The organism is Corynebacterium sp. HMSC056F09 (assembly GCF_001815785.1).
Lineage (GTDB): Bacteria > Actinomycetota > Actinomycetes > Mycobacteriales > Mycobacteriaceae > Corynebacterium > Corynebacterium hiratae.
Window position 1 is genome coordinate 1 of the sequence record NZ_KV821921.1, and the last position, 23,279, is coordinate 23,279.

At 61.7% G+C, this 23,279-nt stretch carries 19 protein-coding genes and 1 pseudogene; 8 read left to right on the forward strand and 12 right to left on the reverse strand.

Going from position 1 to position 23,279, the window contains the following annotated elements; genetic code table 11:
- Together HMPREF3056_RS05385 and HMPREF3056_RS05390 are read right to left on the reverse strand one after the other, a co-directional pair.
- A pseudogene (locus HMPREF3056_RS05385) lies at nt 1–298 on the reverse strand (transposase); the annotation flags it as partial.
- Nucleotides 299–556: 258 nt separating this feature from the next.
- Nucleotides 557–1,771, reverse strand: coding sequence for an acyltransferase family protein (locus HMPREF3056_RS05390; protein ID WP_070754305.1), 1,215 nt, complete (start codon nt 1,769–1,771; stop codon nt 557–559).
- A gap of 53 nt (nt 1,772–1,824) precedes the next feature.
- Between HMPREF3056_RS05390 and HMPREF3056_RS05395 the strand changes: the two genes are divergently transcribed.
- Nucleotides 1,825–2,799: a PorA family protein gene (locus tag HMPREF3056_RS05395; protein WP_070754306.1), complete on the forward strand. Its 975-nt coding sequence runs from the start codon at nt 1,825–1,827 to the stop codon at nt 2,797–2,799.
- Between the two features lie 6 nt (nt 2,800–2,805).
- Nucleotides 2,806–4,284, forward strand: a complete 1,479-nt coding sequence (locus HMPREF3056_RS05400) for an MmpA family trehalose lipid delivery protein (protein ID WP_070754307.1) — start codon at nt 2,806–2,808, stop codon at nt 4,282–4,284.
- On the opposite strand, the gene HMPREF3056_RS05405 is transcribed toward HMPREF3056_RS05400, so the two are convergent.
- Nucleotides 4,208–5,290, reverse strand: a complete 1,083-nt coding sequence (locus tag HMPREF3056_RS05405; RefSeq protein ID WP_070754308.1) for a glycosyltransferase family 4 protein — start codon at nt 5,288–5,290, stop codon at nt 4,208–4,210. The two genes, HMPREF3056_RS05400 and HMPREF3056_RS05405, sit on opposite strands and share 77 nt — an antisense overlap.
- A gap of 24 nt (nt 5,291–5,314) precedes the next feature.
- On the opposite strand from HMPREF3056_RS05405, the gene HMPREF3056_RS05410 reads away from it, so the two are divergent.
- On the forward strand, nt 5,315–6,070 hold the full coding sequence (locus tag HMPREF3056_RS05410) for a class I SAM-dependent methyltransferase (protein WP_049156958.1): 756 nt from the start codon (nt 5,315–5,317) through the stop codon (nt 6,068–6,070).
- Nucleotides 6,071–6,084: 14 nt separating this feature from the next.
- Here the strand turns inward: HMPREF3056_RS05410 and HMPREF3056_RS05415 are convergent, their stop codons facing one another.
- The 5 genes from HMPREF3056_RS05415 to HMPREF3056_RS05435 form a co-directional block, all read right to left on the reverse strand.
- Entirely contained in the window at nt 6,085–6,846 is a 762-nt protein-coding gene (locus HMPREF3056_RS05415) for a hypothetical protein (protein ID WP_049156979.1), read from the reverse strand.
- Complete coding sequence (locus HMPREF3056_RS05420) at nt 6,843–7,580, reverse strand: ABC transporter ATP-binding protein (protein ID WP_049156956.1); 738 nt, start codon at nt 7,578–7,580, stop codon at nt 6,843–6,845. The genes HMPREF3056_RS05415 and HMPREF3056_RS05420 overlap by 4 nt, the downstream gene beginning before the upstream one ends.
- A gap of 9 nt (nt 7,581–7,589) precedes the next feature.
- Nucleotides 7,590–8,405: an MTB12 C-terminal domain-containing protein gene (locus tag HMPREF3056_RS05425; protein ID WP_053089094.1), complete on the reverse strand. Its 816-nt coding sequence runs from the start codon at nt 8,403–8,405 to the stop codon at nt 7,590–7,592.
- The gene (locus tag HMPREF3056_RS05430) at nt 8,402–9,214 is read right to left on the reverse strand and encodes a class I SAM-dependent methyltransferase (protein ID WP_049156954.1); all 813 of its coding nucleotides are present in this window, start codon (nt 9,212–9,214) and stop codon (nt 8,402–8,404) included. Before HMPREF3056_RS05430 ends, HMPREF3056_RS05425 begins: the two co-directional genes overlap by 4 nt.
- 140 nt (nt 9,215–9,354) lie before the next feature.
- Nucleotides 9,355–11,175 (reverse strand): phosphoenolpyruvate carboxykinase (GTP), encoded by a 1,821-nt coding sequence (locus HMPREF3056_RS05435; RefSeq protein ID WP_049156952.1) that lies wholly within the window; start codon nt 11,173–11,175, stop codon nt 9,355–9,357.
- Between the two features lie 358 nt (nt 11,176–11,533).
- Here HMPREF3056_RS05435 and trmB point away from each other — a divergent pair, with 358 nt between their 5' ends.
- Genes trmB through HMPREF3056_RS05460 form a run of 5 tightly spaced genes read left to right on the forward strand, consistent with a single transcriptional unit; the run spans nt 11,534 to nt 16,620 of the window.
- Nucleotides 11,534–12,307 (forward strand): tRNA (guanosine(46)-N7)-methyltransferase TrmB, encoded by a 774-nt coding sequence (gene trmB, locus HMPREF3056_RS05440; protein ID WP_070754309.1) that lies wholly within the window; start codon nt 11,534–11,536, stop codon nt 12,305–12,307.
- Entirely contained in the window at nt 12,307–12,918 is a 612-nt protein-coding gene (locus HMPREF3056_RS05445; protein ID WP_070754310.1) for an NYN domain-containing protein, read from the forward strand. Before trmB ends, HMPREF3056_RS05445 begins: the two co-directional genes overlap by 1 nt.
- Nucleotides 12,919–12,925: 7 nt before the next feature.
- A complete protein-coding gene (locus HMPREF3056_RS05450; protein ID WP_070754311.1) occupies nt 12,926–15,265 on the forward strand; it encodes an MMPL family transporter in 2,340 nt (779 codons plus the stop codon).
- On the forward strand, nt 15,262–16,275 hold the full coding sequence (locus HMPREF3056_RS05455) for a lysylphosphatidylglycerol synthase transmembrane domain-containing protein (protein ID WP_070754312.1): 1,014 nt from the start codon (nt 15,262–15,264) through the stop codon (nt 16,273–16,275). Before HMPREF3056_RS05450 ends, HMPREF3056_RS05455 begins: the two co-directional genes overlap by 4 nt.
- Nucleotides 16,276–16,620: a DUF3054 domain-containing protein gene (locus HMPREF3056_RS05460; protein ID WP_070682275.1), complete on the forward strand. Its 345-nt coding sequence runs from the start codon at nt 16,276–16,278 to the stop codon at nt 16,618–16,620.
- Here the strand turns inward: HMPREF3056_RS05460 and HMPREF3056_RS05465 are convergent.
- From HMPREF3056_RS05465 to HMPREF3056_RS13945, 4 genes are all read right to left on the reverse strand, one after another.
- The gene (locus tag HMPREF3056_RS05465; protein WP_168167371.1) at nt 16,617–17,675 is read right to left on the reverse strand and encodes an ATP-grasp domain-containing protein; all 1,059 of its coding nucleotides are present in this window, start codon (nt 17,673–17,675) and stop codon (nt 16,617–16,619) included. The genes HMPREF3056_RS05460 and HMPREF3056_RS05465 overlap by 4 nt on opposite strands.
- A gap of 61 nt (nt 17,676–17,736) precedes the next feature.
- Nucleotides 17,737–20,091 carry an ATP-grasp domain-containing protein gene (locus HMPREF3056_RS12990; RefSeq protein ID WP_168167372.1) on the reverse strand — a complete coding sequence of 785 codons (2,355 nt, stop codon included), beginning with the start codon at nt 20,089–20,091 and terminating at the stop codon, nt 17,737–17,739.
- Between the two features lie 63 nt (nt 20,092–20,154).
- Entirely contained in the window at nt 20,155–21,345 is a 1,191-nt protein-coding gene (locus tag HMPREF3056_RS05475; RefSeq protein WP_049156938.1) for an MFS transporter, read from the reverse strand.
- A gap of 1,535 nt (nt 21,346–22,880) precedes the next feature.
- Nucleotides 22,881–23,189: a DUF362 domain-containing protein gene (locus HMPREF3056_RS13945; RefSeq protein ID WP_080975128.1), complete on the reverse strand. Its 309-nt coding sequence runs from the start codon at nt 23,187–23,189 to the stop codon at nt 22,881–22,883.
- Nucleotides 23,190–23,279: the final 90 nt, after the last annotated feature.

Below are 23,279 nucleotides of genomic sequence, written 5' to 3' on the forward strand. Positions count from 1 at the left end.
ACTCGTTGAAACACGCATCAATACAGTCCAGCAAGTATCCGGCCCGCTGACCGACTACAGGCAGCGGGTTGGAAACGCTGCCTGTTGCCGGTGGGGTGTGTGTAGCCTCGCCGAAGTCCATTGCGAGTTGGTCACCATCGACGATGCGTTGAGCTTCAGCCCGCAAAAGCGCAAGCTCAGACTCTGAATGCGCTGAGCCGATATGCTTCATCCTTTTGGCACCTTTGCGTTCAGAGAACACCACCTGCACCGCCATCGCCCCAGAAGCGGTCTTGACAGTGCGAATATAAGGACTCACAAAAATCAGACTACTGAACACCCCCGGCACTACCCACTTAGTGCGGAAAAATTCCTCCCCACCGACGAAAACCAACAGGTAACAGTGTCAAGAGTGACGTTACTCACCCACCCATGACCTAAGTCAGGTCAAAAGGCATTAGTCAGAAGGTGTCTTTGGGGTCAAGGAAACCATCTGCGGCGATGTAAAAGGTTTGTTTGGGGGCAAGGAAACCGTTTGACTAATGCCTTCTGGAAAATGCCATGTGTGAAGTGGCGTCTACGACCCCACCGAACCGGCGGAATCAGTCGAGCCAGCGGCGCTGGCGAGGGATCCGGAGCCCACGGTAGCGGAATGGGATCCGGAACTGGCAGAGCTCGCAGAAGCGGAGCCGGCAGGGCTATCTGCCTGGCGCGGCAACGAACGCGGAACGGCGATGCGGCCGCGTGTAAAGACGAGGGAGCGGATGAGGTCGCGGCCGGGGACCTCGACAAGCACGTAGGTCGCAGCAGAAAGCACACAGCTAACGATCACCGTGAAGACCAGCACCACCGCGAAATCCCAGGCAGCACCTGAGAAGGCAGACACGCCCAAGAGCGGGAAGGCGATGGCCAGCACCGCCACATGCCACATGAAAACCCCATAAGACCAGCGGCCCAGCGCCCGCATCCGCTCGGAGGCCAGCCAGCTTTCGCGAGGCGCCAGCGCTACCGGCACCACGATGCAGGCCCCGCACACAGCGCCCACAGCAATGCGGCGCGCAAACTCACCCGGTTCTGGATGCACCAAGCCCTGCGGGCCGAACCACTCGCGGCTGGCCAGCCACACGCAGCCCGCGGCCACCACCCAACAAGCGGGCCGCACAATGCGCCCGGCGCGCAGGCGCACGCCAGCCGCCTCAGCCTCCGCGGCCAACATTCCCACCGCGAACCACGAAAAGTACGCCGGCGGCCAAATCTGTGTGTTGATATCGCCGGATTCATAACCGGCCACAAACGGCAGGAAGCCCCAGAACAGGCTCAGCACGCTAGCAACCGCAATGAGCACAACTCTTAAACGCGCCGAAAACCTATCCAACAGCAACGCCAACAGCGGCAGCACCGCGTAGAAAGCGAACTCCACGCACAGCGACCACAATTGGGTTAAGCCGGGAACCAGGCCGTCAGCAATATAGAGCTGCGTGCCCGTCAGGTTGGTGATGACTTGCGGAAGGGTTAAGGGGGAGGCGTCGGGAAGCAAGGCGAGTACCGCCACCACGCACACGACGTAGAGCGGTGCCAAACGCGCCACGCGGGAAAGAAGATACTGCCCCGCCGTGTGCGCGTGCCGCCGGCGCCACAGCAAGAAACCGCTGAGCACGAAGAAGACCGCCACCCCATAATCCAGCCTCTCAGCCCAGGCCCAGCCGGTTGCCGTCTGGAAAGACACGTGCGTGATCACGACCGCCAACGCTGCCAGCGCACGCACGCCTTCGAGCTCAGGGAGAAAGCGCATGGCCCACTACGATACTATTTCTGCAGTGAATCCCTCGACCGATCGGAGCTGACGTGTTCCTTCGCTCCCGCCTAGCGCAGGTGACGATTGCCGCCGCGGTGTTCCTCCTACTCGGGTCCATCCTTCCGCCGCTGTACAACAACCAGTCCCGCCCGCTGCCCAGGGACCTCGACATCACGGTCCGCGCGGAACAGGATGGGGTCGAGTTCACCCGCCACACCTCGACTGCCTCTGCGGAGAAGGATTCGGTGGCCCGCGCACAATCCACCACCACGCTCACCTTGGATGGCGACACCGTCGCGCACATCACCGAGGAATCCCTACTCAACCGCGAGTCCACCTACCCGGTGGCGGGCCCGAACACGACGCAGAATATCGATCTTCCCGCCCTTGACCTGCAGATGGAGGACCAGGTCGAACGCGACGGCATCAGCTACTTTTTCCCCGCCGGGGCGGAGCAACGTTCCTATCCTTTCTTCGACCCTCTCACCCAGGACGCGGAGCCCATCGATTTCCTGCGCGATGAGAAGCTCGACAGCATCCCCACCTACGTCTTCCATCAGGATGTCGCGCCGGTTTCGCTCGCGGAGGTCTTCGACCTCGATGCTCGCCGCTCCGGCCCGGCGGGCGATTTCTACTCGCCCGAATCCCTGGAGCGCTACAACCTCAAGGCGAAATCGCACGTCATCCTCGAGCCTTTCTACGCCGTGAGCCGCACCGTGTGGGTCGAGCCCACGACCGGCACCATCGTCGACGAGGAGGAACACCCGCGCATCTTCTGGGCCACGGATGCGAGCCAGGCCCAGGCCATGGTCGACGCCGATGACACACAAGAACGCGCGCTTCTCGACGTCCCCCTCTCCTGGTCCGATTCCACCCGCACCGAACGCCTCGACTCGGTTCGCAGGGTCATCGACACGGTCACGGTCTTGAGCCTCGTCGGCTGGCTGGGCAAGGCCATAGGCGTGGCGTTGCTGGCGGTAGCGGCCGCGATGTTCATGCGCCGTCATGCCGCCCAGAGCGCGTAGGCGCCCGTGACTACCTCCCTTGCGAGGCGCACCGCCCTCATCGCGTGGGGCGTGGTGCTCGTGCTCGCGGTGTGCTGGCCCTTCGTGCTGCCCGGCGAGTTCCTGTGGCGCGACATGGTGCTGATTGATAACCCAGCTCTGAGCGCCTCTGCCTTCGGCGCCGGTGACCTGCCCGCGCGCAATGCTCCGCAAGACGGGGTGCTTGCCCTCGTTGGCGGGGCGTGGCTGGCCAGGGTTTTTATCCTCGGTGCGGCGAGTGCCTCGGCGTGGGTGGCGGGTCTGTGGGCGTACCAGCGCCCACAATTCAGCCCGTGGGCGGCGGCCGCGGCGATGGCGTGCGCGGTGGCCAATCCTTTCGTCATCGAGCGTCTCCTGCAGGGCCAGTGGTCGCTCGCGGTCGCGGCCTGGCTGGCGCCCGTGATCGCGTGGGGGTGCCTCAATGCGCACCCGCGCGTGGCGTGGCTGGCGCTGTGGGCCGCGTCCTTGACGCCCACCGGCGGGCTCTTCGGGGGACTCATCGCGGTTGTCTGTGAGCGCGAAAGGCGGTGGCTTTGGACGGGCGGCTCAGTCTTGTTGTGGTTGCCGTGGCTAGTTCCAAGCCTCGTGGCCGGAAATCCGGGAACCCCCGGCGACCCCGCCGCCCAGGCCGCGGCCTTCGCCCCGCGCGCGGAGGCCTACGTGGGTGCGGTCGGCTCGCTGCTCGGCTTCAGCGGCATCTGGAATGCCGCGGCGGTGCCGGCCTCCCGCGAGCAGGGGTTCGCCCTAGCGGGACTTGCCGTCGCCGCGCTCGCCATTCTTGGCGCCACCCGCCTTCCCCGGCGCGAGCTGCGTCCGCTCGCGGCCCTGGCGGTTCTCGGCATGGGCTTGGCCATCCTCGGCGCACTCGCCCCCGGTCTCATCGCCTTCGCCATCGAGCACATCCCCGGCGCGGGTTTGCTGCGCGATTCCTCCAAACTCACCTTGCTCGCCCTGCCGCTGGCCGTGGCGGGCATCGCGTCCCTGCGCCAGCTTCCGGCCGCACTCGCGCTGTGTGCCTGCCTGCTGCAGGCCCCCGATGCTCCTAAGGAGCTCGCCGTGTTACGCCCACGCGAAACGGGCATCGACCGCCAGCTCGTCGAAGACCTCGACGGGCGCCTCACCTTCTTCGCCGACCGCCCCGCCATGATCACGCTCGACGGCGGCATCGCCCTCGACCCCTACTCCAAGGCCGCGAACAAGCTCGACTCCGGCGAGCTCACCGTCGACGGTGTGACAGTGGATGAGCCATCGCCGCGCTACCTAGCGGCCGCAGAGGCCTGGGACAACCGCAACCTCGACCGGTTGGAAGAACTCGGCGTGGGCGCGGTCGTCGAGGACGGCCGCATCGCCGCCACCACGAACGCGCAACCGGCACCCGCCCCGTGGGGGCTTAGCGCCGCTTGGTGCGCACTTCCGCTTCTAGTAATTCTTCGAAGCGCGCGCCGGTCTTCTCCCACGAAAAAGTAGCCGCCAATTCGCGGGCAGCCTGGCCGAGGCGGGTGCGGAGGAGGGGGTCGTCGACAAGCATGCGCACCGCCGGAGCGAACTCGGACTCGTGGTGGACCAGCACGCCCGTCTTGCCGTCGATGACGCTGTCTTGCAGGCCAAATGCATAACCCACCGTGGGAACTCCATGTTGGGCCGCCTCCATGACTGCCAACCCCCAGCCTTCCTTGCGAGACGGCATGAGGTGAACGTCGGCCCGGGCGAGCAGTGCATGTTTATAGTCCTCGGTGACCTGGCCGCGGAAGCGCACGCGGTCCTCCACCCCGTGGGCGCGCGCATACTCGCGCAGGTGAGATTCCCACCAGCCGGAACCGATGACGTCGAGAAGCGCGCCCGGAATCCGCGCCACGGTGTCCATCGCGTGCTCAATCTGCTTGTGCGGCACCAGGCGTGACAGCGTCACCAGGTGGATGTCAGCCTCGCGCTCCAATGTAGGCACGTGTGACGGCAGGGGGTCCACGCCGTTCTCGATGATGTGCGCGCCGTGAATCCCCAGCTTCTCCAGGTCACGCTTCGAGGCCTCCGAGACCGTCACCCACGTGTTCTCGCGATACAGCGCGGGCACCACGCGAGATTCCAGGAACCACCCCAGCCGCGCCAGGACGGGCCCGGCCACCGGCCACTGCTCGCGGTGGCAGTGGTGCGTCAGGATCACCACGGGCGCCCGGGTGGCCAGGCGCGCAAAGAACGGGATGCCGTTGTGGGTATCCACCACGACATCGAAACCGCGGCGCCCGAACAACATCGCCACCAACGCGCGCGGGTAGACGCTGAACTTGGCCCCAGCGCGCGAATAGAGCACGCCGTTGCGGCGCTCGCGCTTGGCGGCGTTCATGTGGCGCGCGGTGCGGAAGACCACCTCGTGGCCTTGGGCAGCGAGGTACTCGCCGACGCGCTCAAGGTAGCGCTCGGAACCGCCACCCTGCGGGTGGGTGGAATCGCGCCAACATAAAAGAAGGATTTTCATGACGATGCTTTAGCCTAGTGGGTTATGAAACGCACCCGCGCCTTGGCCACCCTGCGCCGCTCCTGGCGGCTGCTGCGCTCCTTCCGCTTCGAGCAGACAGCACCCGCGATCTTTTATGGCGGTCTGGCTGAGGACACCGCCGCGCTTGTCGACGCCCTCTCCCGCGATCATTCTTTGTCCCTCACCGGCGCGCGCGTGCTCGACGTCGGGGGCGGGCCCGGCTATTTCGCGTCCGCCTTTGCTCAGCGCGGTGCCAGTTATGTGGGGCTGGAGCCGGACGTGGGTGAAATGGCCGCCGCCGGCATCTCAGTGGCCCAGGCCGTGCGCGGCGACGGCACGTGCTTGCCCTTCGCGGATGACACCTTCGACATCACGTATTCCTCCAACGTGGCCGAGCACATCCCCAACCCGTGGGACATGGGCCAGGAAATGCTGCGCGTGACCAAGCCCGGCGGGCTGGTGGTCTTGAGCTACACGGTGTGGCTGGGACCTTTCGGCGGGCACGAGACCGGCCTGTGGGAGCACTACGTGGGCGGCGAGTTCGCCCGGGACCGCTATACCCGCCGCCATGGGCACCCACCGAAGAACGTCTTTGGCTCCTCGCTCTTTGCGCTTTCCGCACGCGAAGGCCTGGACTGGGCGCGCGGCGTGACGTCGCAAGGCTCGCAGCTCCTCGCGGCCTTTCCTCGCTACCACCCTGCCTGGGCCTGGTGGGTGACCAAGGTGCCGGTGCTGCGGGAGCTTGTGACCTCCAACCTGGTCATCGTCCTGCGCGCCTGATGGCTGAGTCAGACTTAGTCGAGGCGCCTGCGCAGAGAAGCCAGCCAGAGCGCCACGCCCACGGCCGCGAAGTACACCAGCGCCCCGTCACGGCCCCAAGGCGGGAATAGCGCCACGTCCTGGCCGGTAGCGAAGACGCCGTTGAGGAAGGGCAGCCAGCCGGTGAGGCGCGCGCCGCCGGGGATGAGCCACAGCGCGTTTTCTACCAAGAGCGCCCAGACCGTCAGCGCCGCGATGCTCAACGCCGGGGAGCGCAGCAGCCGGCCCAGCGCCACACCGTAGCCCACCGCCAACCACGCGTACACCGGGCCGAGAGCCACCATGCGCAGGCCCGCGAAGAAGTTCACCTGCCCATAGAGCACCGGGAAGAACGTGGGCAGGAGCAGCAGGCACAGGCTGACGCTGAGCAGTGTCGCGGCCGCCGCGAGCGCGCCCAGGAAGCACCAGCGGGCCAGCTGATCCAGCCCTGACCACGGCGCCGCCGCACGCAAGGCCCGCGATCCGGCGGTGGCCTGCGCCCACGCCCCCAATGCCGCAAACACGATGCTGCCCAGGTAGATGGGCCAATACGCCGCATTAGTAGTGTCCACGGACTGCGCCTGAAGGATGCCTCCCGCGGACTGGACGTGCTCCGCCACCGCTGCCACCCCGAAGGTCACCGCCAGCGGCAGCGCAAACCCCAGCGGCACGGCGACCCGCACCAGCGGGCCGCGCGCCCCGCCCAGGCGCACAGACTCGGCGCGCAGGCTTATCCGCCAGCGTTGCCACGCCTTCATGCCCGTGCCCCTAGCTCCGGGATCAGCGCCGCCACGGCGGATTCGAGGTCGGGGGCGCCGGTGGAGGCGATGACGTCCTCAAGGGAGCCGTGGGCAAGAGCCGTGCCCTGGCTGAGGATGGTTACCGAGGCGTCGGCAACCTCGGTCGTGGCCTCCACCTCGCGCAGATGATGCGAGGCCACGATCACGCAGCGACCCTCCTCCGCCCACGCGGCAAGCAACTCACGCAGCCACCACACGCCCTGGATATCTAGGCCGTTGAGCGGCTCATCCAGCACAATGTTGCGCGGGTTTCCCGCCAAGACGCTGGCGATCCCCAGGCGCTGGCGCATGCCCAACGAGTAACCTCCGATGGGGCGCCGCGAGGCCTCCTCGAGCCCGACGGCCCGCACCAGCGCCTCCGCCTTTTCCACCGGCGCGCCTGCGAGGGCGCACATCCACTGCAGGTGGCGCAGGCCGGTGTGCTGCGGTGAGAAATCTTCTGCGCTCAAGTAGCTGCCCACGTGGCGCAACGGATAGTCGGTACCGCGCAGCTCCCGCCCGTCCACCAGGACCCTGCCGCCGCGCGGGCGCAAGCTTCCGGAAAGGCAGCCGAGGAGCGTCGACTTTCCGGTGCCGTTAAGCCCCACGACGTAATTGATGCGGCCATCAGCGAAGGTGCAAGAAAGGTCGCGCACAGGCGCGGCTGTGCGGCGCGAGCCATACCAGTGGCTCAGGTTGTCAACGTCAATCACGCCGCCGCCTTAAAACGCGCCCGCGATGGGCAGGCCCACCGCATCGATGCCGTTGCGCAGCGAGTTCGTGGCCAGCTTCCAGCGCCCGTCGAGGTAGCGGAACTCCACCCGCAACGAGAGCGTGGGACGCCCGGCCGAGCTCGCGTTGAGCGTGGCACTCGCGGTGTTCCCCTCCACCGTCAGTGGCCCGCTAATCCGCTTCCAGCCCAGCGGCGGACGGAATATCCCCAGGTTGTAAATGGTTCTCGGCACCACCGTCCCCGGCAGACCAGCCTCGAGGTTGTGTGCCTTGTCCGCATCGGATCCCGGCGTGGCCACGAGCGCGTGCAGGACGCCGTTAAGGTCATCGAGCGTCGGCTCCGGGTTAGTAGCCGCAAAGCTCGCGCTGAAATCCCCACTGGGGTACCAGCCGGTGTTGGGGTCCTCCACCGTCTCATCCACCGCCTGCTCTGGCGCTGGGTCTGCCGCTTGATTCTCCTGCGGTGCCGGTTCCAACGCCACAGCGGGGGCGTCCTGCGCAACGCTTGGCGACGCCGCGGACGCCGCCGTTGTTGGTGCCGTTGTTGCCGCAGCCGCCGGCGCTGCGGAGTCGCTGCTCACGGGCACGCTCGGTTCGGCTGGCTGCGTCATCGCGGCACCCTGGGCTGCCGCCTGTTCCCACTTGCCTTGGCTGAGCTGCACGCCGAAACCCAAGACCAGCGCAGCGGCGACGCAACTGCTCACCACAGATACGCCAACCGTGGGCCAGCTGATCCCACGTGGGCGGGCCTCCATCACGCCGTCCGGCACGCCGCCGGCAACGTCACCGCTCTCACCGAAACTCATTGAGCAGCCGCGGCCGGCTTGGTCAGCACCACGCCGATGGCCTGCAGGTTGTCGCTGTATTTGTTGAACACCGAACGCATCGCGAAAACGCGGCGGCGGGCGTCGGGCATGCGCAAGACGTTAAAGGCGATACGCGCCACGCCCAGCACACCCTCGTCCTGCAAGTTGCGCTTGGCGCGCAGCAGCGCCATATCTGCATAGTGGCGCTCAGTCACCTCGAAGCCAGCCTCCCGTGCCACGCCGTCCCATTCCTTTGTGGTCAGCGGGCGGGCGTTGACGCGGATGGACGTGGCCAGCGCGCGGCGGATCTCGAGCTTCTGGGCGTCGTCAAGCGTGTCCGGCTCCAGGCACAGCTCATGGATGACATACCTGCCGCCCGGGCGCAGGATACGGAACGCCTCCGCCATGATCGCGGCCTTCCCCTTCTCGCCGTGCATGGTGAGCATGGCTTCGCCAAAGACGACATCCGTGCTGTTATCCGGCAAACCCGTGGCCTTGGCGTCATTGACCACCACGGTAGCCGAGGAAGCGCCGGCGAGGCTGGCCTTCGTGCGCGCCACGGCATCAGGATCCTCGTCCACACCGGTGTAGCTGCGCGGGCCTTCCGCCACGATCTGGCGGGCAGTGAGCCCGAGTCCAGGGGCCAGCTCCACCACGTCCTTGTTTTTCAGCTCGGCGGCGTCGATTAGCGTGGTGGTCATCTCCAGCCCGCCGGGGCGCAACACCTTCTTTCCCAGGCGGGCGAGGAGCCAGTGTCCACCAACCTCGGAGTCGGGACGATCGTGCATGGGCAAAGAAGAAGTTGTCATACAGCCAGAATATGCGAGACTTTCTCCATTTAAAAGGTTACCCTAACCTTATTGTGGCCAACCTAACATGCCAGAACGCGGCGACGCCCCGCCACCGCTGGGTGGAGGGGCGTCGGAAAGCAGCGGCGCGGAAAGCGGCGTTAGGAGGCAGCCTCAACGCGCTCCTTGAGGGCCTTGAACTGGTCCCACACCTCAGACGGCACGCGGGAGCCCAGGAAGGTCAGGTACTCCTTGTTGTCTTCCATGTCGCCAGCCCAATCGGCCGGGTTCACGGCAAGTGCCTCGCGGACGTCTTCAATGTCGAAGTCCAGGCCGGTGAGGTCGATATCCTCCGGGCGGGCGGTGTGGCCCACGACAGTCTCGACGGCGTCGACGTTGCCTTCGATGCGGTCCACAATCCACTTGAGAACGCGGGAGTTCTCGCCGAAGCCCGGCCACAGGAAGCGGCGGTCCTCACCGCGGCGGAACCAGTTCACCAGGAAGATAGCCGGCATACGGTCGCCGCCCTTTTCGCCCATATCTACCCAGTGCTGCAGGTAGTCACCGGCGTTGTAGCCCATGAACGGCAGCATGGCCATCGGGTCATGGCGCAGGGCGCCGACCTTGCCCTCAGCGGCAGCGGTCTGGCCAGAGGAGAGCAGGGCGCCGATCATGGTGCCGTGGTTCCAGTCGAAGGCCTGGGTCACCAGCGGGACGGTATCCGCGCGGCGGCCACCGAAGAGGATGGCGTCAATCTTGACGCCCTTCCAGTCATCAAACTCCGGAGCAGCAGACGGGCACTGCGTAATCGGCACGCAGTAGCGGGAGTTCGGGTGCGCCGCCTTGGTGGTGGAAGCCGGGGTCCAATCGTTGCCGCGCCAATCGATGAGGTGCTCCGGGGCCTCGCCCATTTCCTCCCACCAGACATCGCCGTCGTCGGTCAGCGCGACGTTGGTGAACAGGGTGTTGCCCGGCTCCATCGTCTTCATGGCAATCGGGTTGGAGTCGTAGTTGGTGCCCGGCGCCACACCGAAGAAGCCGTTCTCCGGGTTGACTGCGTACAGGCCGTCCTCGCGCAGCTTCATCCAGGCGATGTCATCGCCCACAACCTCAGCCTTCCAGCCCGGGATGGTCGGGGCGATCATGGCCAGGTTGGTCTTACCGCAGGCAGACGGGAAGGCGGCCGCGATGTGGTACTTCTTACCCTCCGGGTTGGTGAGCTTGAGGATGAGCATGTGCTCTGCCATCCAGCCCTCTTCCTTCGCCATGACGGAAGCGATACGCAGCGCGTAGCACTTCTTGGCCAGGATGGCATTGCCGCCGTAGCCGGAGCCGTAGGACCAAATCTCCTTGGTCGCCGGGAACTGCGTGATGTACTTCTTCTCGTTGCACGGCCACGCGACATCCTCCTGGCCCGGCTCCAGCGGAGCACCAACGGAGTGCAGGGCGTGGACAAAATCGCCGTTCTCACCAATCTTGTCCAGAGCCTGCTGACCCATGCGGGTCATGATGCGCATGGAGAGCACGACATAAGCGGAATCAGTAAGCTGCACGCCGAGCTTCGGGTCCGGGTCGCTGATGGGGCCCATGCAGAAAGGCACCACATACATGGTGCGGCCCTTCATGGAGCCACGGAAGGCCTCGGTCATCTCTTCCTTCATGGCTGCCGGCGGGGCCCAGTTATTGGTCGGGCCGGCGTCCTCGGCGGTCTCGGTGCAGATGAAGGTGCGGGACTCCACGCGCGCGACATCCGACGGGTTCGAGCGCGCCAGGTAGGAGTTCGGGCGCTTCTCCTCGTTGAGCTTAATCAGGGTGCCCTTCTCCACGAGCTCAGCGGCGAGACGGTCAGCCTCCTCCTGGGAGCCATCTACGAAGACGACCTCTTCCGGCTGGAAGAGCTCGACACTCTCACTGATCCACGAAATAAGCTTCTCGTTCTTCGTGGGCAGTTCACCTACAAGGCCCTTAATGGTTGCGGTCATCTCACATTCTCCTGTGGTCGGTGTGGCCAGGGTGCTTTATATCGCCGAAGGTTTCCCCTATCGACGTTTCACCAACCAGAGTACGGATACTGGCGATAACAGAATGTGTAATACAGCCCACCCCGGTTATATCCACCCTGGTTAACCCGACTAACCCAAGGACAACGAAGTGTGAAATAGGGCACGCAACCACCAAAGATACCCCCGCACAGGGGTGGATTTTCTTTGGGTTGTCCATCCCGTACGCCCGTCCCGCTACCCCCACGGCGTCCTGTGTGGCCTCCACCTGGACGCCCCTCCGCCCTCCACGGCGCGGCACGTTGCCCCTCACCCCTGCTTAAGGGAACAATGTCAACTGATGAATAGTGCAGACTCCTCCCAGAATCCCGCCGCGCAGATGCCTCATGGCCGCGGCCTCCAGACGGATTTCAACGCCGAGTTCAACAATGATTTGGACTACCCACGCCTCGGCAACGTGACCTTCCGTCGCGGCACCCTCACCGACAACCAGAACGCCCTCTTCGAGGAGCACTGGCCTCAGTTGGGACGCCTGCTTGCCGACGAACCCCTCGACATCCCCGCCTGGTTCGGCCGCGAGGGCGCCAAGACCATCGTCGAGATCGGCTCCGGCACCGGTACCTCCACTGCCGCGATGGCCCCGTTGGAAAAGGACACCAACATTGTTGCCGTCGAGCTCTACAAGCCGGGCCTAGCCAAGCTGCTGGGCTCCATCGTCCGCAACGATATTGAGAACATCCGCATGGTCCGCGGCGATGGCATCGAAGTTCTCATGCGCATGTTCGCGCCCGAGTCCCTCGACGGCATCCGCATCTTCTTCCCGGATCCGTGGCCCAAGGCCCGCCACCACAAGCGCCGCATCATCCAATCCGGCACGCTCAACCTCTTCGCCTCCCGCCTAAAACCCGGCGGTGTGCTCCACGTGGCCACCGACCACGCCGGCTACGCCGAGTGGATCAACGAGCTCGTCGAGGTCGAGCCCTCCCTCGACTGCAAGGGCTGGCCCTGGCCGGAGTGCCCCATCCTCACCGACCGCCAGGTCATCACCAAGTTTGAGGGCAAAGGCCTGGATAAGGAACACGTCATCACCGAGTACCTCTGGGAGAAGAAGTAATGGCCGGCACCTACCTTTTGGTGTGGGATGCGCCCAACATGGACATGGGACTCGGCGCCATCCTCGGCGGGCGCCCCACCGCCGCCTACCGCCCGCGCTTCGACGCCATCGGCCGCTGGCTGGTGGAGCTGGCCTTCGACAACGACGCCACTCCCGAAGCCGCCGTCTTCACCAACGTCACTCCCGGCGGCGCCGACGTCATCCGCCCATGGGTGGAAGCCATCCGCAATGTTGGATTTGCCGTCTTTGCCAAGCCAAAGCTGCACGAGGACGATGACGTCGACCCCGACATGGTCGAATACATCAAGGCCAACCGCGAGAACCTCTCCGGTGTCATCGTCGCCTCAGCCGACGGCCAGAACTTCCAGCACCTGCTGGAACAGCTCTCCGCTTCCGGCCTGCCCACCTGCGTGCTTGGATTCCACGAGCACACCTCCTGGGCGCTGACTCACCCCGACATCGAATTCGTCGACCTCGAAGACATCGAGGGAGTTTTCCGCGAGCCGCTGCCGCGCGTGAACCTGGATAATCTGCCTCCAGGCGGCGCCTGGCTGCAGCCTTTCCGCCCGCTGTCCGCGCTGCTTCCGGACCGCGCGCCCGAGCACAGTTAGGAGCCGCATGTTTTATTCTTGGGGCCGTTTTTCCTACGCCCACCGCAAGGTCATCCCGCTCCTCATCGTCGGGCTCATTCTGGGCCTCTTCTTTGGCTTCGGCACGCGCCTTGAGGAGCGCATGAGCCAGGAGGGTTGGGAGGACCCGGGGGCGGCGTCGACAAGCGCTGCACAAATCGAGTTGGAGACCTTCGGCCGGGACAATTCCGGCGACGTCATCCTGCTTTTCGACGGCCCCGATGCCCACGCCGCCGAGGCCACATCCTTTCTGGATGACCTCAAGGCTCAGCATCCGGAACAGATCGACTCCGTCACCAGCTACTTTGATAAGCGCAACCCGAACCTCATCACGCAGGACCACTCCACGGCATTCGCCGCCATCGGGCTCAAAGGAGACGGCGAGCAGACCCTCAAGGACTTCCGCGCCATCGAGGAGTCGCTGCACTCCAGCGGGCTGCCCGTGCAGGTAGCGGGTGCCACTGCCGTGGCCGATGCGCTGGACGAGGGTATGGCCAAGGACATCTCCCGCGCGGAGAAGGCCGCCCTGCCGCTCGTCGGGCTGCTGCTGTTGATTGTCTTCGGCTCCGTCGTTGCGGCCTTCATGCCGCTCGTGGTGGGCGGGCTGTCCATCCTAGGTTCCTTGGGTATCCTTTCCATCCTGGCCGGCTTCCTGCAGGTCAACGTGTTTGCGCAGGCCGTCGTGACGCTGCTGGGCCTGGGCCTGGCCATCGACTATGGCCTGTTCATGGTTTCGCGCTTCCGCGAGGAGCTGGACAAGGGCCGCGATACCAAGGAGGCCGTGGCGATCACCACCGCCACCGCCGGCCAGACTGTGGTCTTCTCCGCCGCCATGGTGGCCGTGTCCCTCTCCGGGCTTTTCCTCTTCCCACAGGCCTTCCTCAAATCCGTGGCCTACGGCTCCATCTCCGCCGTCGGCCTCGCTGCTCTGCTCTCGGTGATGGTGCTGCCCTCGCTGTTTGGCATGCTGGGTCACAACATCGATAAGTGGACCGTGCGCAAGACCTCCCGGCGCGGGCGCCGCATCGAGGACACCTGGTGGTACCGGATGCCGCGCTGGGCCATGGGCCGCGCAGGTCTGATGACCACCGCCATCTGCGCCCTGCTCATCGCGCTGACCCTGCCGGTGCTGGGCGTGAAGTTCGGCGGTATCAACGAGACCTACCTGCCGCCCAACCAGGACGCGCGCGTGGCGCAAGACCAGTTCAACGAGCAGTTCCCTTCCTTCCGCACCGAGCCGGTCAAGCTGGTGGTGAAGAACGCGACGAACGAGCAACTTGTTGACGTCGTCATGCAAGCCCGCTCCATCCAGGGTCTGACCGAACCGATGGGCCCGAAGACCGCGACTGTTGACGGCACCACCGTCCTCGGCGCCGGCATCCAAGACCGCGATGACTACGCGCGGATCGTCCACGAGCTCGAGAACATTGAGGCACCCGAAGGCGTGGAGCTTTATGTCGGCGGCACCCCAGCCATGGAGGTCGAATCCCTCGACGCGCTCTTCGACACGCTGCCCTGGATGGCGCTCTACGTGGTGCTGGCCACCTTCATCCTCATGGCGCTGGTCTTCGGCAGCTTCATCCTGCCGCTGAAGGCCATCATCATGACGCTGCTTTCCCTGGGTGCGACGCTGGGCATCTTGACGCTCATGTTCGTCGACGGCCTCGGCTCCGGCCTGCTCAACTTCACCGCCGGCCCGCTCATGAGCCCGATTCTGGTGCTCATCATCGCCATCGTCTTTGGCCTGTCCACGGACTACGAAGTCTTTCTGGTTTCGCGCATGGTGGAGGCCCGCCGCCGCGGTGCTTCCACGGACGAGGCCATCGCTGCGGGCACCGCGCACACCGGTGGCATCATCACGGCGGCCGCGCTCATCATGATCGTGGTCGCAGGTGCCTTCGGTTTCTCCGACATCGTGATGATGAAGTACATCGCCTTCGGCATGATTTTTGCACTGCTTATCGACGCCACCATCGTCCGCATGCTCCTCGTCCCCGCCGTCATGCACCTGCTGCGCGAGGACAACTGGTGGGCCCCGCGCTTCCTCACCCGCCTAACCCATCGCCTCGGCGGCGACAACGCCCCGGCTGCCGAGCCGGCCCTGGCCACCGCATCCGCTGCTGCACCGGCGCCCACCACCCCAGCGCTGAGCGATGAAGAGGCCGCGCCTACCGAGCAGGCAGGCACACCGGAGGATCCTGAGGTGCGGACGGAGGAGGCGTCGGCAAGCGAAGCTCCTGTACGCGGGGACCGCAGCGCCGACACCGACACCGAGCTCATCCCCTTCTCCGAGCTGGTGCAGCGCCTGAAGTCCACGGACGGTCGATGAATAAGAAGAACTGGCTGACCTGGATAATCTCCCTTCTGATTCTGGCCGCGCTGGCGTGGTTCTTCCGCGACCAGCTGGACTTTATCTCCGAGGGATTGCGCCGCCTGCGCCACGCTGAACCTTTCCCCGTGGTGCTGGTGGTGTTCTTCGCGCTGCTGTCCATCGCGGGCATGGCGGAGGTAATGAAGCGGCTCATCGGCGCCGGCGGCGTCAAGGTGCCGCTGCGCGAAACCTACGCCATCACGCTGGCCTCCAATGCCTGGTCCACGACTCTGCCGGCGGGCCCTGCCTTTTCGGCTTTGCTCACCTTCCAGGTGCAGCGCCGCTGGGGTGCGTCGGTGGCGCTGTGCAGCTACTTCCTGTTTTTGTCCTCGATTATTAGCTCGATGTTCCTCGCGCTCATTGGCCTGGGCGGGGTGTTTTTCCTCAACGCCGACATGGCTTTGGGCTCGTTGATCACCACGGTTGTCCTCATGCTCGCGGCACTCGGCGGCATCTTCTGGCTGACCTCGCACCCGGTGACCCTTGAGCGCTGGCTGCGCAAGCTGCGGCCGGGGCCGAAGCGGGACCGCGCGATTCAGGAGATGCGCAACCTCGGCGAGGTCCACCTTTCGCGTGGCTCCTTCGCTGTGGTTGCCGGGGCCTCCCTTGTGCACCGCCTGGCCGATATGGCCGCCCTGTGGGCTTCGGTGTGGGCGGTAACCGGCGAGATTCCGTGGCTGCGTGCCGGCGCCGATCACACCACCCTGGCAGGCGTCGCACTGGCCTTCCTGGCGGCGAAGCTGGCTGGCTCCGCGCAGGTCACCCCGGGTGGCGTGGGTACGGTGGAGGCCGCGCTCATCGCCCCGCTGGTGGCGACGGGCCTCACCGCGGTGCATGCCACCTCCGCAGCCATCATCTACCGGCTTATTTCCTTTGCGCTGATCACTATCATTGGATGGGTCATCTACTTCGCCCACTACGCCCGCGATGGTTTCTCTTACGCGGCGTTGAACCGGAAGGAATCCTAAATGCGCGTTGCCCCGCTTATCGACGTCATCTCGCTCGTCCTCTTCGCCATCCTCGCCCGCCTGGCGCACGGCGGCCTGAGCTTTAGCTCCTGGGTCGATGCCTTCTGGCCGTGGACCGTGGGCGCGCTCGTGGGCTGGGTCATCATCATGGCAGCGAAGCTGAGCGGCCTGTGGCGGGAGGGCGTCGTCGTGTGGCTGAGTGCCATTATTGGCGGCATGGCTCTGTGGATGCTGGTCAATGGCCGGCTGCCGCACTGGTCCTTCCTCATCGTGGCCACCGTGATGTCGGCGCTGCTGCTCTTTGGCTGGCGAGCCATCGCGGCCTTTGCAGCCCGGCGTTCCTAATCGCTCACGGTAATCCGCAACCTACCCATTGCTCGGTCCAGAATATCCTCCGGATCTTCTCCGCCGCACGCGTGCGCTACGAGGCAACCAAGCCGCTCTGTTGAGGAGCTCGCAGTCTGCACCCTTACACCAGGTTCTGCTGTGCAATAGCCAGCGAGGATTCCTGGTTCTGATAGCGCCTCCTCGACCCCACTAACGGCTGTGATAGTGCCGGGAGGGACTTGGATATAGCGGACAGCGCTACTGTGACCATCGCGCCGTTGAGGAAAGACAAATCCATCGTTAAGAGCGTTTTTTCTACCGTGCTGATGCAAAGCATCTGCAATGAGAGGATCAAAAATGTTCACACCGTGCACAGAACTGACGAGTAGGTGAATGAAGTCGCCGCCTGGGCGCACGTGCCCTTCACCTAGAACCACCCCCTGGCCGTCCACCCACCAGCCCTCGACATGAAAGAGCCCCGCGCTCAGTCCCCATGCGTTTAGGGCAGAAACGACAGATGCGGCTATCTCTTCTTCATGATCGGAGAGAAGGACGCTAGGGTAACGGTGGCCGATTTCCACCACGCCCTCAAGCCTCTTATCAGTGATACCAACCACGACAGGTTCGGAAGCATAGAAATATCCCTCCGCTGAAAACTCAGTGCCTTGGACGAATGTTTCGACGAAGCCGTCCGACAGTGTTCGGAGTGCCTCCCTCGCACTCTCGAGATCAGTGTGAACACTCACTCCAGCGCTGCCTGACCCACTGCGTGGCTTCACGACCCAAGGACCTGTTATATCTCGCGGTTCCTCTGCCGTCGCAGGTTGTTCGAAGCCAGCATCACGCAAGCATTGACGAGCCTCATCCTTCCGCTTCAATCTAGCTACATACTCTGGAGCGTTGCCACAATCGTCGAGAAGAGCGGTCTGATATGTGTAGTCTTCGCGGAAGCATACGTAACCTTCACAGTCACTGTATCCAGTTGATTCCTTCCGAGCGAGCGCTTCGTCGAGATTCTTCCCGTCTAATTCGATGAGCTCTACACCTTGGCGAGCAGCGGCATCTCGAAGCATGCCTAGCTGATGATGACCGTGCGGCATCCGAGGAAATGCCCCGACCAAGCCTATTCGTTGCTTATTCAACGACTACCTCCACTTCCCGAAGCCTCGATTCAAAAGCTTCAATCTCTCTCCGGGACGCCGCAACTACTACAACTTCCGCAAGGATTGAACTCAAGGTGTCAGCAGGGGGTTGCCTAATCAAATCGCCGACATGCACGTGTTGTTGGGATTCTACGACAATAGGAGCAGTAGGAAGCTGACCCATAGATTTAAGCACTCCCTCTTTTTCAGTATGTAGCTTGAATGTTGCCGCCACATAGCCATCGCGGGGCACCGCAAATGAAGGTCTCTGCCCCGTTGCAATGCGTACCAAATCGCGAGCGAAGGATACACCGGTTACCTGCGGTACCAAGTGGGAGGCAATGTAGTCTCCACCTGGTCGAGCAGCAATCTCGACCAATTTAACTGTTGATGTTCTAGCATCAAAGAAGAATTCCATGTGGAACGCACAATTATTGATTCCGAGGGCTTTAATTGTCGCCTGTAGAAGCGGCTTCACCGCAACCTGAATTCCCTCTACGGCCGATGGAAAAACCTGTCCAATTTCCAATCGAAACTTAGCTGTAGTCGTTTTATCTGTCACGCCTATGAGATGAACTTCCCCTTCGTACACATATCCCTCAGCGCTGTGTTCACTTCCGGTCAGTAACTCCTCCACTACCATCGGGCCGCCCCATCGGGACACTGCAGCCGAAACTTCCTCCGCCGTATGACACAGGGAAAACCCTCGAGATCCAGAAGCATCCACTGGCTTAACCACACACGGGACCGTGATTCCTGCACCCTCCATTACCGATTGCGCATTATCCCCCGGCTCAATAAACGAAAATGAAGGAACCATCTGCGGTGCGATACTCTGTACGGCCTTTCGCATCTCAAATTTGTTCCGTGCCTTCAGAGCAGCGGTCTGCGATGGTGCAGGAAGGTCGAGTTTATCGGCAAGCAAGGACACCGTCTCTACATCACGGTCGCTGAAAGTGACAACTCCACGGATGTCGTAGCGGGATGACAATTCATCCACTGCTGCAATGACAGCATCGTGGTCATTGGTATCGAGCTGCACTGTCTCTACGATGCCAGCAGGTCGAACTTCCTTGTCAGTGAGAAGCACCGCACCATCAGATGCTTCGAACGCTGGTGTCCATTCCGCGGCAGTTCTCCGGTGGTTGAGATAGAGAACTACATCGTTGGCCATCTTGAACCGAACCTGCGATGCGTGGCGAACTGCGTCCGCGTGCGTATCAGCTTCCACGAAACCTACTCTGTCCCAAGAGCATGCTGGTTCGGAGACCCAGGTATTAGGTTCAACTGTGATAACGCAATGTCCCGTTGGATCTTCAACGCTCCGTACCAAACCCCGCGGCGCATGAATGAAGCGAATAGCTGCTGAAGAACTAGGTTGTTGTGGCACTGAGACCGCATATTGGCACAGTGCACGTGCCCACTGCTCATAGAGATTTACTTTCCACGCCCGATTAATGAGAAGCATGATTCGGTCGCCTGGTGGGCGGCCTGCGCATTCGATGGGTGTGGTGCCCTTGAATTCGGCATGCAGTAGAGCGGTCTGCACCCCCAACTTCGACACCAGGTCCCGCATGGCCTCCTCCACCCCGGGATTGTGCTGTCCTACTTCGTGTCCTAATTCCACGGCACCGCTAGTCTCTTTGCTCGTAATGTTCAGGAACACCACATCACCATCGACTACGAGGCATTCGGCCGACGTCTCATCTCCCTCTATCAAGCTCTCGCAAATGTAGCGAGTATCCCATGGTCGGCCCGCTTCCTGGCGAGGTTCGCGTGCGGTCGACGTATGAGTCCACGCCTTCGAAACCTCTTCAGATGAACGAATGATTGAGACACCAAGTGAGGCCTGACGGTTCGCCGGCTTAATCACACAGGGCGGCTCGAAGATGTCGCTTTCGCTCTTAACCTCAGTCCATTGAACTCCGCCCACACAACGGCGGAACGCAATTTTATCTCGCAAGGGAGCATCTTCCCCTGCATGCGGCAGGCCGACGGCGCGAGCTGCAGCATTGGCAGCACCTACGGCATACTCCAAGCCCGGCACGATGCCATCAACATGCGTACCCTTTAGAATCTCACGGATACACTCGACGGCTGCAGGAGAATTGTTCTGGTATTCGCACCACTCCCACCGCGAAAGAACAGATCGAATTCGAGGGTCAGCAGATCGCTTTTCAAGTCCCTTCTTTTCATACAGTGAACGCTCCTCCACCACGATGACGCAGAATTCTGTGTCTGCCTCGGCAAGAGCGCAAAGGGCCTCGTGATTATAGCCAAACATCACTAGCGTCAGCGTTCGAGGAGAACTGCCGGAACCATCTGCAGAGCGGTCGTTCAATTTCATATTCATCGCCTTTTCATTGATCTGTTTGTTGGTTTGTCAGTTTCAGTGTCAATAGCCGCGCTCTCAATGCTTAGCCGAGGATGGAACCTTGTCGCATTGTTTAGCGTCATGTTCTCCACTCATTAAGCGCACAACAAAGCAGCAGACAATAAGCACGGCAGCAGACAACGCGATCCATTGAGGAGCAACGATGACACCAAGCCCAAGACCGATTCCTTCCCCAGTGGCAACCACTAACTGTCGCGCCTGAACCGCTTCTAAAGAACCAGTCATTGGTAACGAAAGAAGCGCTGCGTCCACCAGCGGAATAAAAAGAGTCTCCGCGAAGGAAAAAATGATTATCCCAAGAAACGGGTTAATCTTCACCGCGACCAGGGCAATTACAAAAACTAAAGGAGAAACCAGCACCAACGTCTGATTCGATAGTCCGCTATCTCGTGCTTTCTTAATCAATCGCGTACCCAGAGGCTGAAGCAGTACCACCGAAAGGGCATTTACGGCAAATACCGTTCCTCGGATGACCGGCGACGTGTAATGCGCACTGACTGCTACCGCTATGGAAGAAAAGAGCTGACTATAAAGCATGTAGCCAACCACCACGCCGAGAACAACCCATCGCACAGTTGCCTTGCCTAGGGGCTGAATTACCCTACGAGCAAAGGAACCCCGGACATCAGCTTTCCGAGGTCTTAGCTTGTATGACAACGTCAACGCCGGTACAACTGCAGCGGCCAAGTAGCACGCAGCGGTATAAAAAAAGATCACATTCGACGTCGCTGAGAACAGGACATTGCCGATGACTGGCCCGACCGCTGCTGAGACGTTCACCGCAATATTGATCGATCCAAAAATCTCTAACTTAGTCGTCTCAGATGCTTCGGATTCAACAAGGTAGTGCCGAATACTCGATCCATTCATGTTTATCCCTGCTCCGGCCAAGAGCAAGGCAACGACCAGCAGTGGCGCATTAGGTTGGAGACCGATGACAAAGAAAGAAACCGACGCCGCAACTAGGCCGATCTGCATGGCCGCAGCGAAGGGAAGCAACCGTAGGAGTCTCCCCATCACCAAGGTTGATGCTCTTACCGAAATACCAAAGGCAGCCATCGCACAACCAGCGATGAACGGAGAAACCTTATCAGGAAGCCAGAGCGCCAGAATCGGCATCACAGCGAAGTAGCCGAGATGCGACAGAAAATAGTCAAACACAAAACTGTATCGAGCCAGCCGCGTCACACGTGCGTCAACAACCATTTGCTATCCGATCACCCAAGGATTCAGGTAAACGACTACTTTCAGCCGAAAACTCAGTCACAGATGATTGCTCCAACAGTGTACTGAGGTATTCCCCCATTCGGCGCGAAGCCGTGACACAATTCATGAGGTCCTCATCGGTATAGCGCTCTCCGGATTGGCGCATTGCTCTAATATCACCGAAACCAAGAAGCTGTTCTCCTCCATGGCTCAGAGAATAGGGGGCTCGAATCGCATGCCTTACGGAGTACCGAATGTGTCCAGTATGGTGAAAGTCCAGGTTAGACGAAATATCTGGCAGAGTAGCTGGGTGATACCTCATCGGACGCATTTCCGCCGGCGAAGTGTTTCCCCAAGGCTGAAGATGCCACGAGTTGTATCGCATTCGAGACGAAATTGCGTGTAGCTCGTCCTCAGTATGCCGATCCCCGCCTAGTACCCAACAGTAATGTGAGTACATGTCAAAGTCGGAAAGCTCTTCAATCGCCCCTTCTTCTAAAGCTTTCCTTAGAGCTCCAATCTCCCTAAATCCCCTGGTCATAACAACATCACTTCGCGTTTGGCACTTTATCCGTTCAATGGTTTCAGAGGCCAGCTCGACAAAACCCGCGAGCGTGAATTCGCCGTCATCACAGAGCTTCGAGGGATTCGTACCACCCTCGGGGGAGCTAGTAGCTTCCACTACCGATACAATCTTGCGACGGGTAACCCCCTCGATCCGTCGACACTGCTCATTTTCTAAATCTTGTTGAGGCCGAAGCTTCGTTATGCTCCCAAGGTCTTGGCCGTTGAGAGTTTCGAGCGAATTCGGACCGCCAGCTTTCGAGAGCTCACAGGCCCAGAAGAAATATAAGACTCGTACAGTAACCGGGCCGAGAACCTCCTCTTCCGTAAAGTCTAAGGTGTGAGCTGAGCAGTCTTGCTGACTTGGTAGAGACCTAGGCTCCCTGAAATTCTGAACAGCTTCGCCATTCCAATAGCAACAAACCGGTGGGATTTCCCGGAGCGCTTGATTCACACTTCGAACCCTTACGGCAAGTTCTCCTTGTTGATGATATTCCTCGATCGCAAGAGATACGCGACGACTCATGGAAATCGAACTGCTCTGACATTTCTCCAATTCACGTTCAACCGCTTGGGGTAGATCAGGGCAAAATACAGTCCGACATCCGATTTCGTCCTCGCGGAGGTAATCTGCTTTCTCCTCAGCTGGGGAAATCTCTAGCTTGACCTTTCCGTGTACTAGCAGGGAGACTCGTAGCATGACCTGATTTCTGTTTTCACCACAAGGGTTCCAATCAGAATCGCGAAACAATCGTCGTAAGACCTTCTCACGCGGGGAAAGACTGATCAACGCCTCACTTCTGGTCAAACGCCCGTCAAATGAAAGCAGTTTGTCCACCCAGCGAGAGACCTCAATTCCCTCACCCACCTGACGTTCCATTGCAATCCAGAGTGAATGAAACCTCGACTCAACGTCCAAACAGTTCGGTCTTGAGCCCCCTGCTTCCACACCTTTTCGACTTGGAAGTCGGCTAAATTGCTTCTTCACGTTGCTCTACCTTTTTCCAAAGCCCTTCCGGGGTACCGTTACGCTGTCCCTCCAAATCCTCATATATGCAATCCATTGGGCATGCTTTCACACACTGCGGACAACCTGAGCAGAGTTCGGGGATGATTACAGGTCCGTGATCTAGAACCACGATTGCTGCAAAAGCAGCTGGGCAACGCCTAACACATTCTTGACAATTTATACACTCGCCCCCCGCAATAAAACGCGGAGGGCGTTTCCAGCGCGGATCAGGTTTTCGCTGCTGAATACGAGCTGTCAAGTCTAACGCCATGAGGCATTCTCCTCGTCTCTCTCACAATATTTTTGATAGTGAGGTACATTACAGCGCGTTGTAGCTAGTGTCCACCATTACACGCGATTT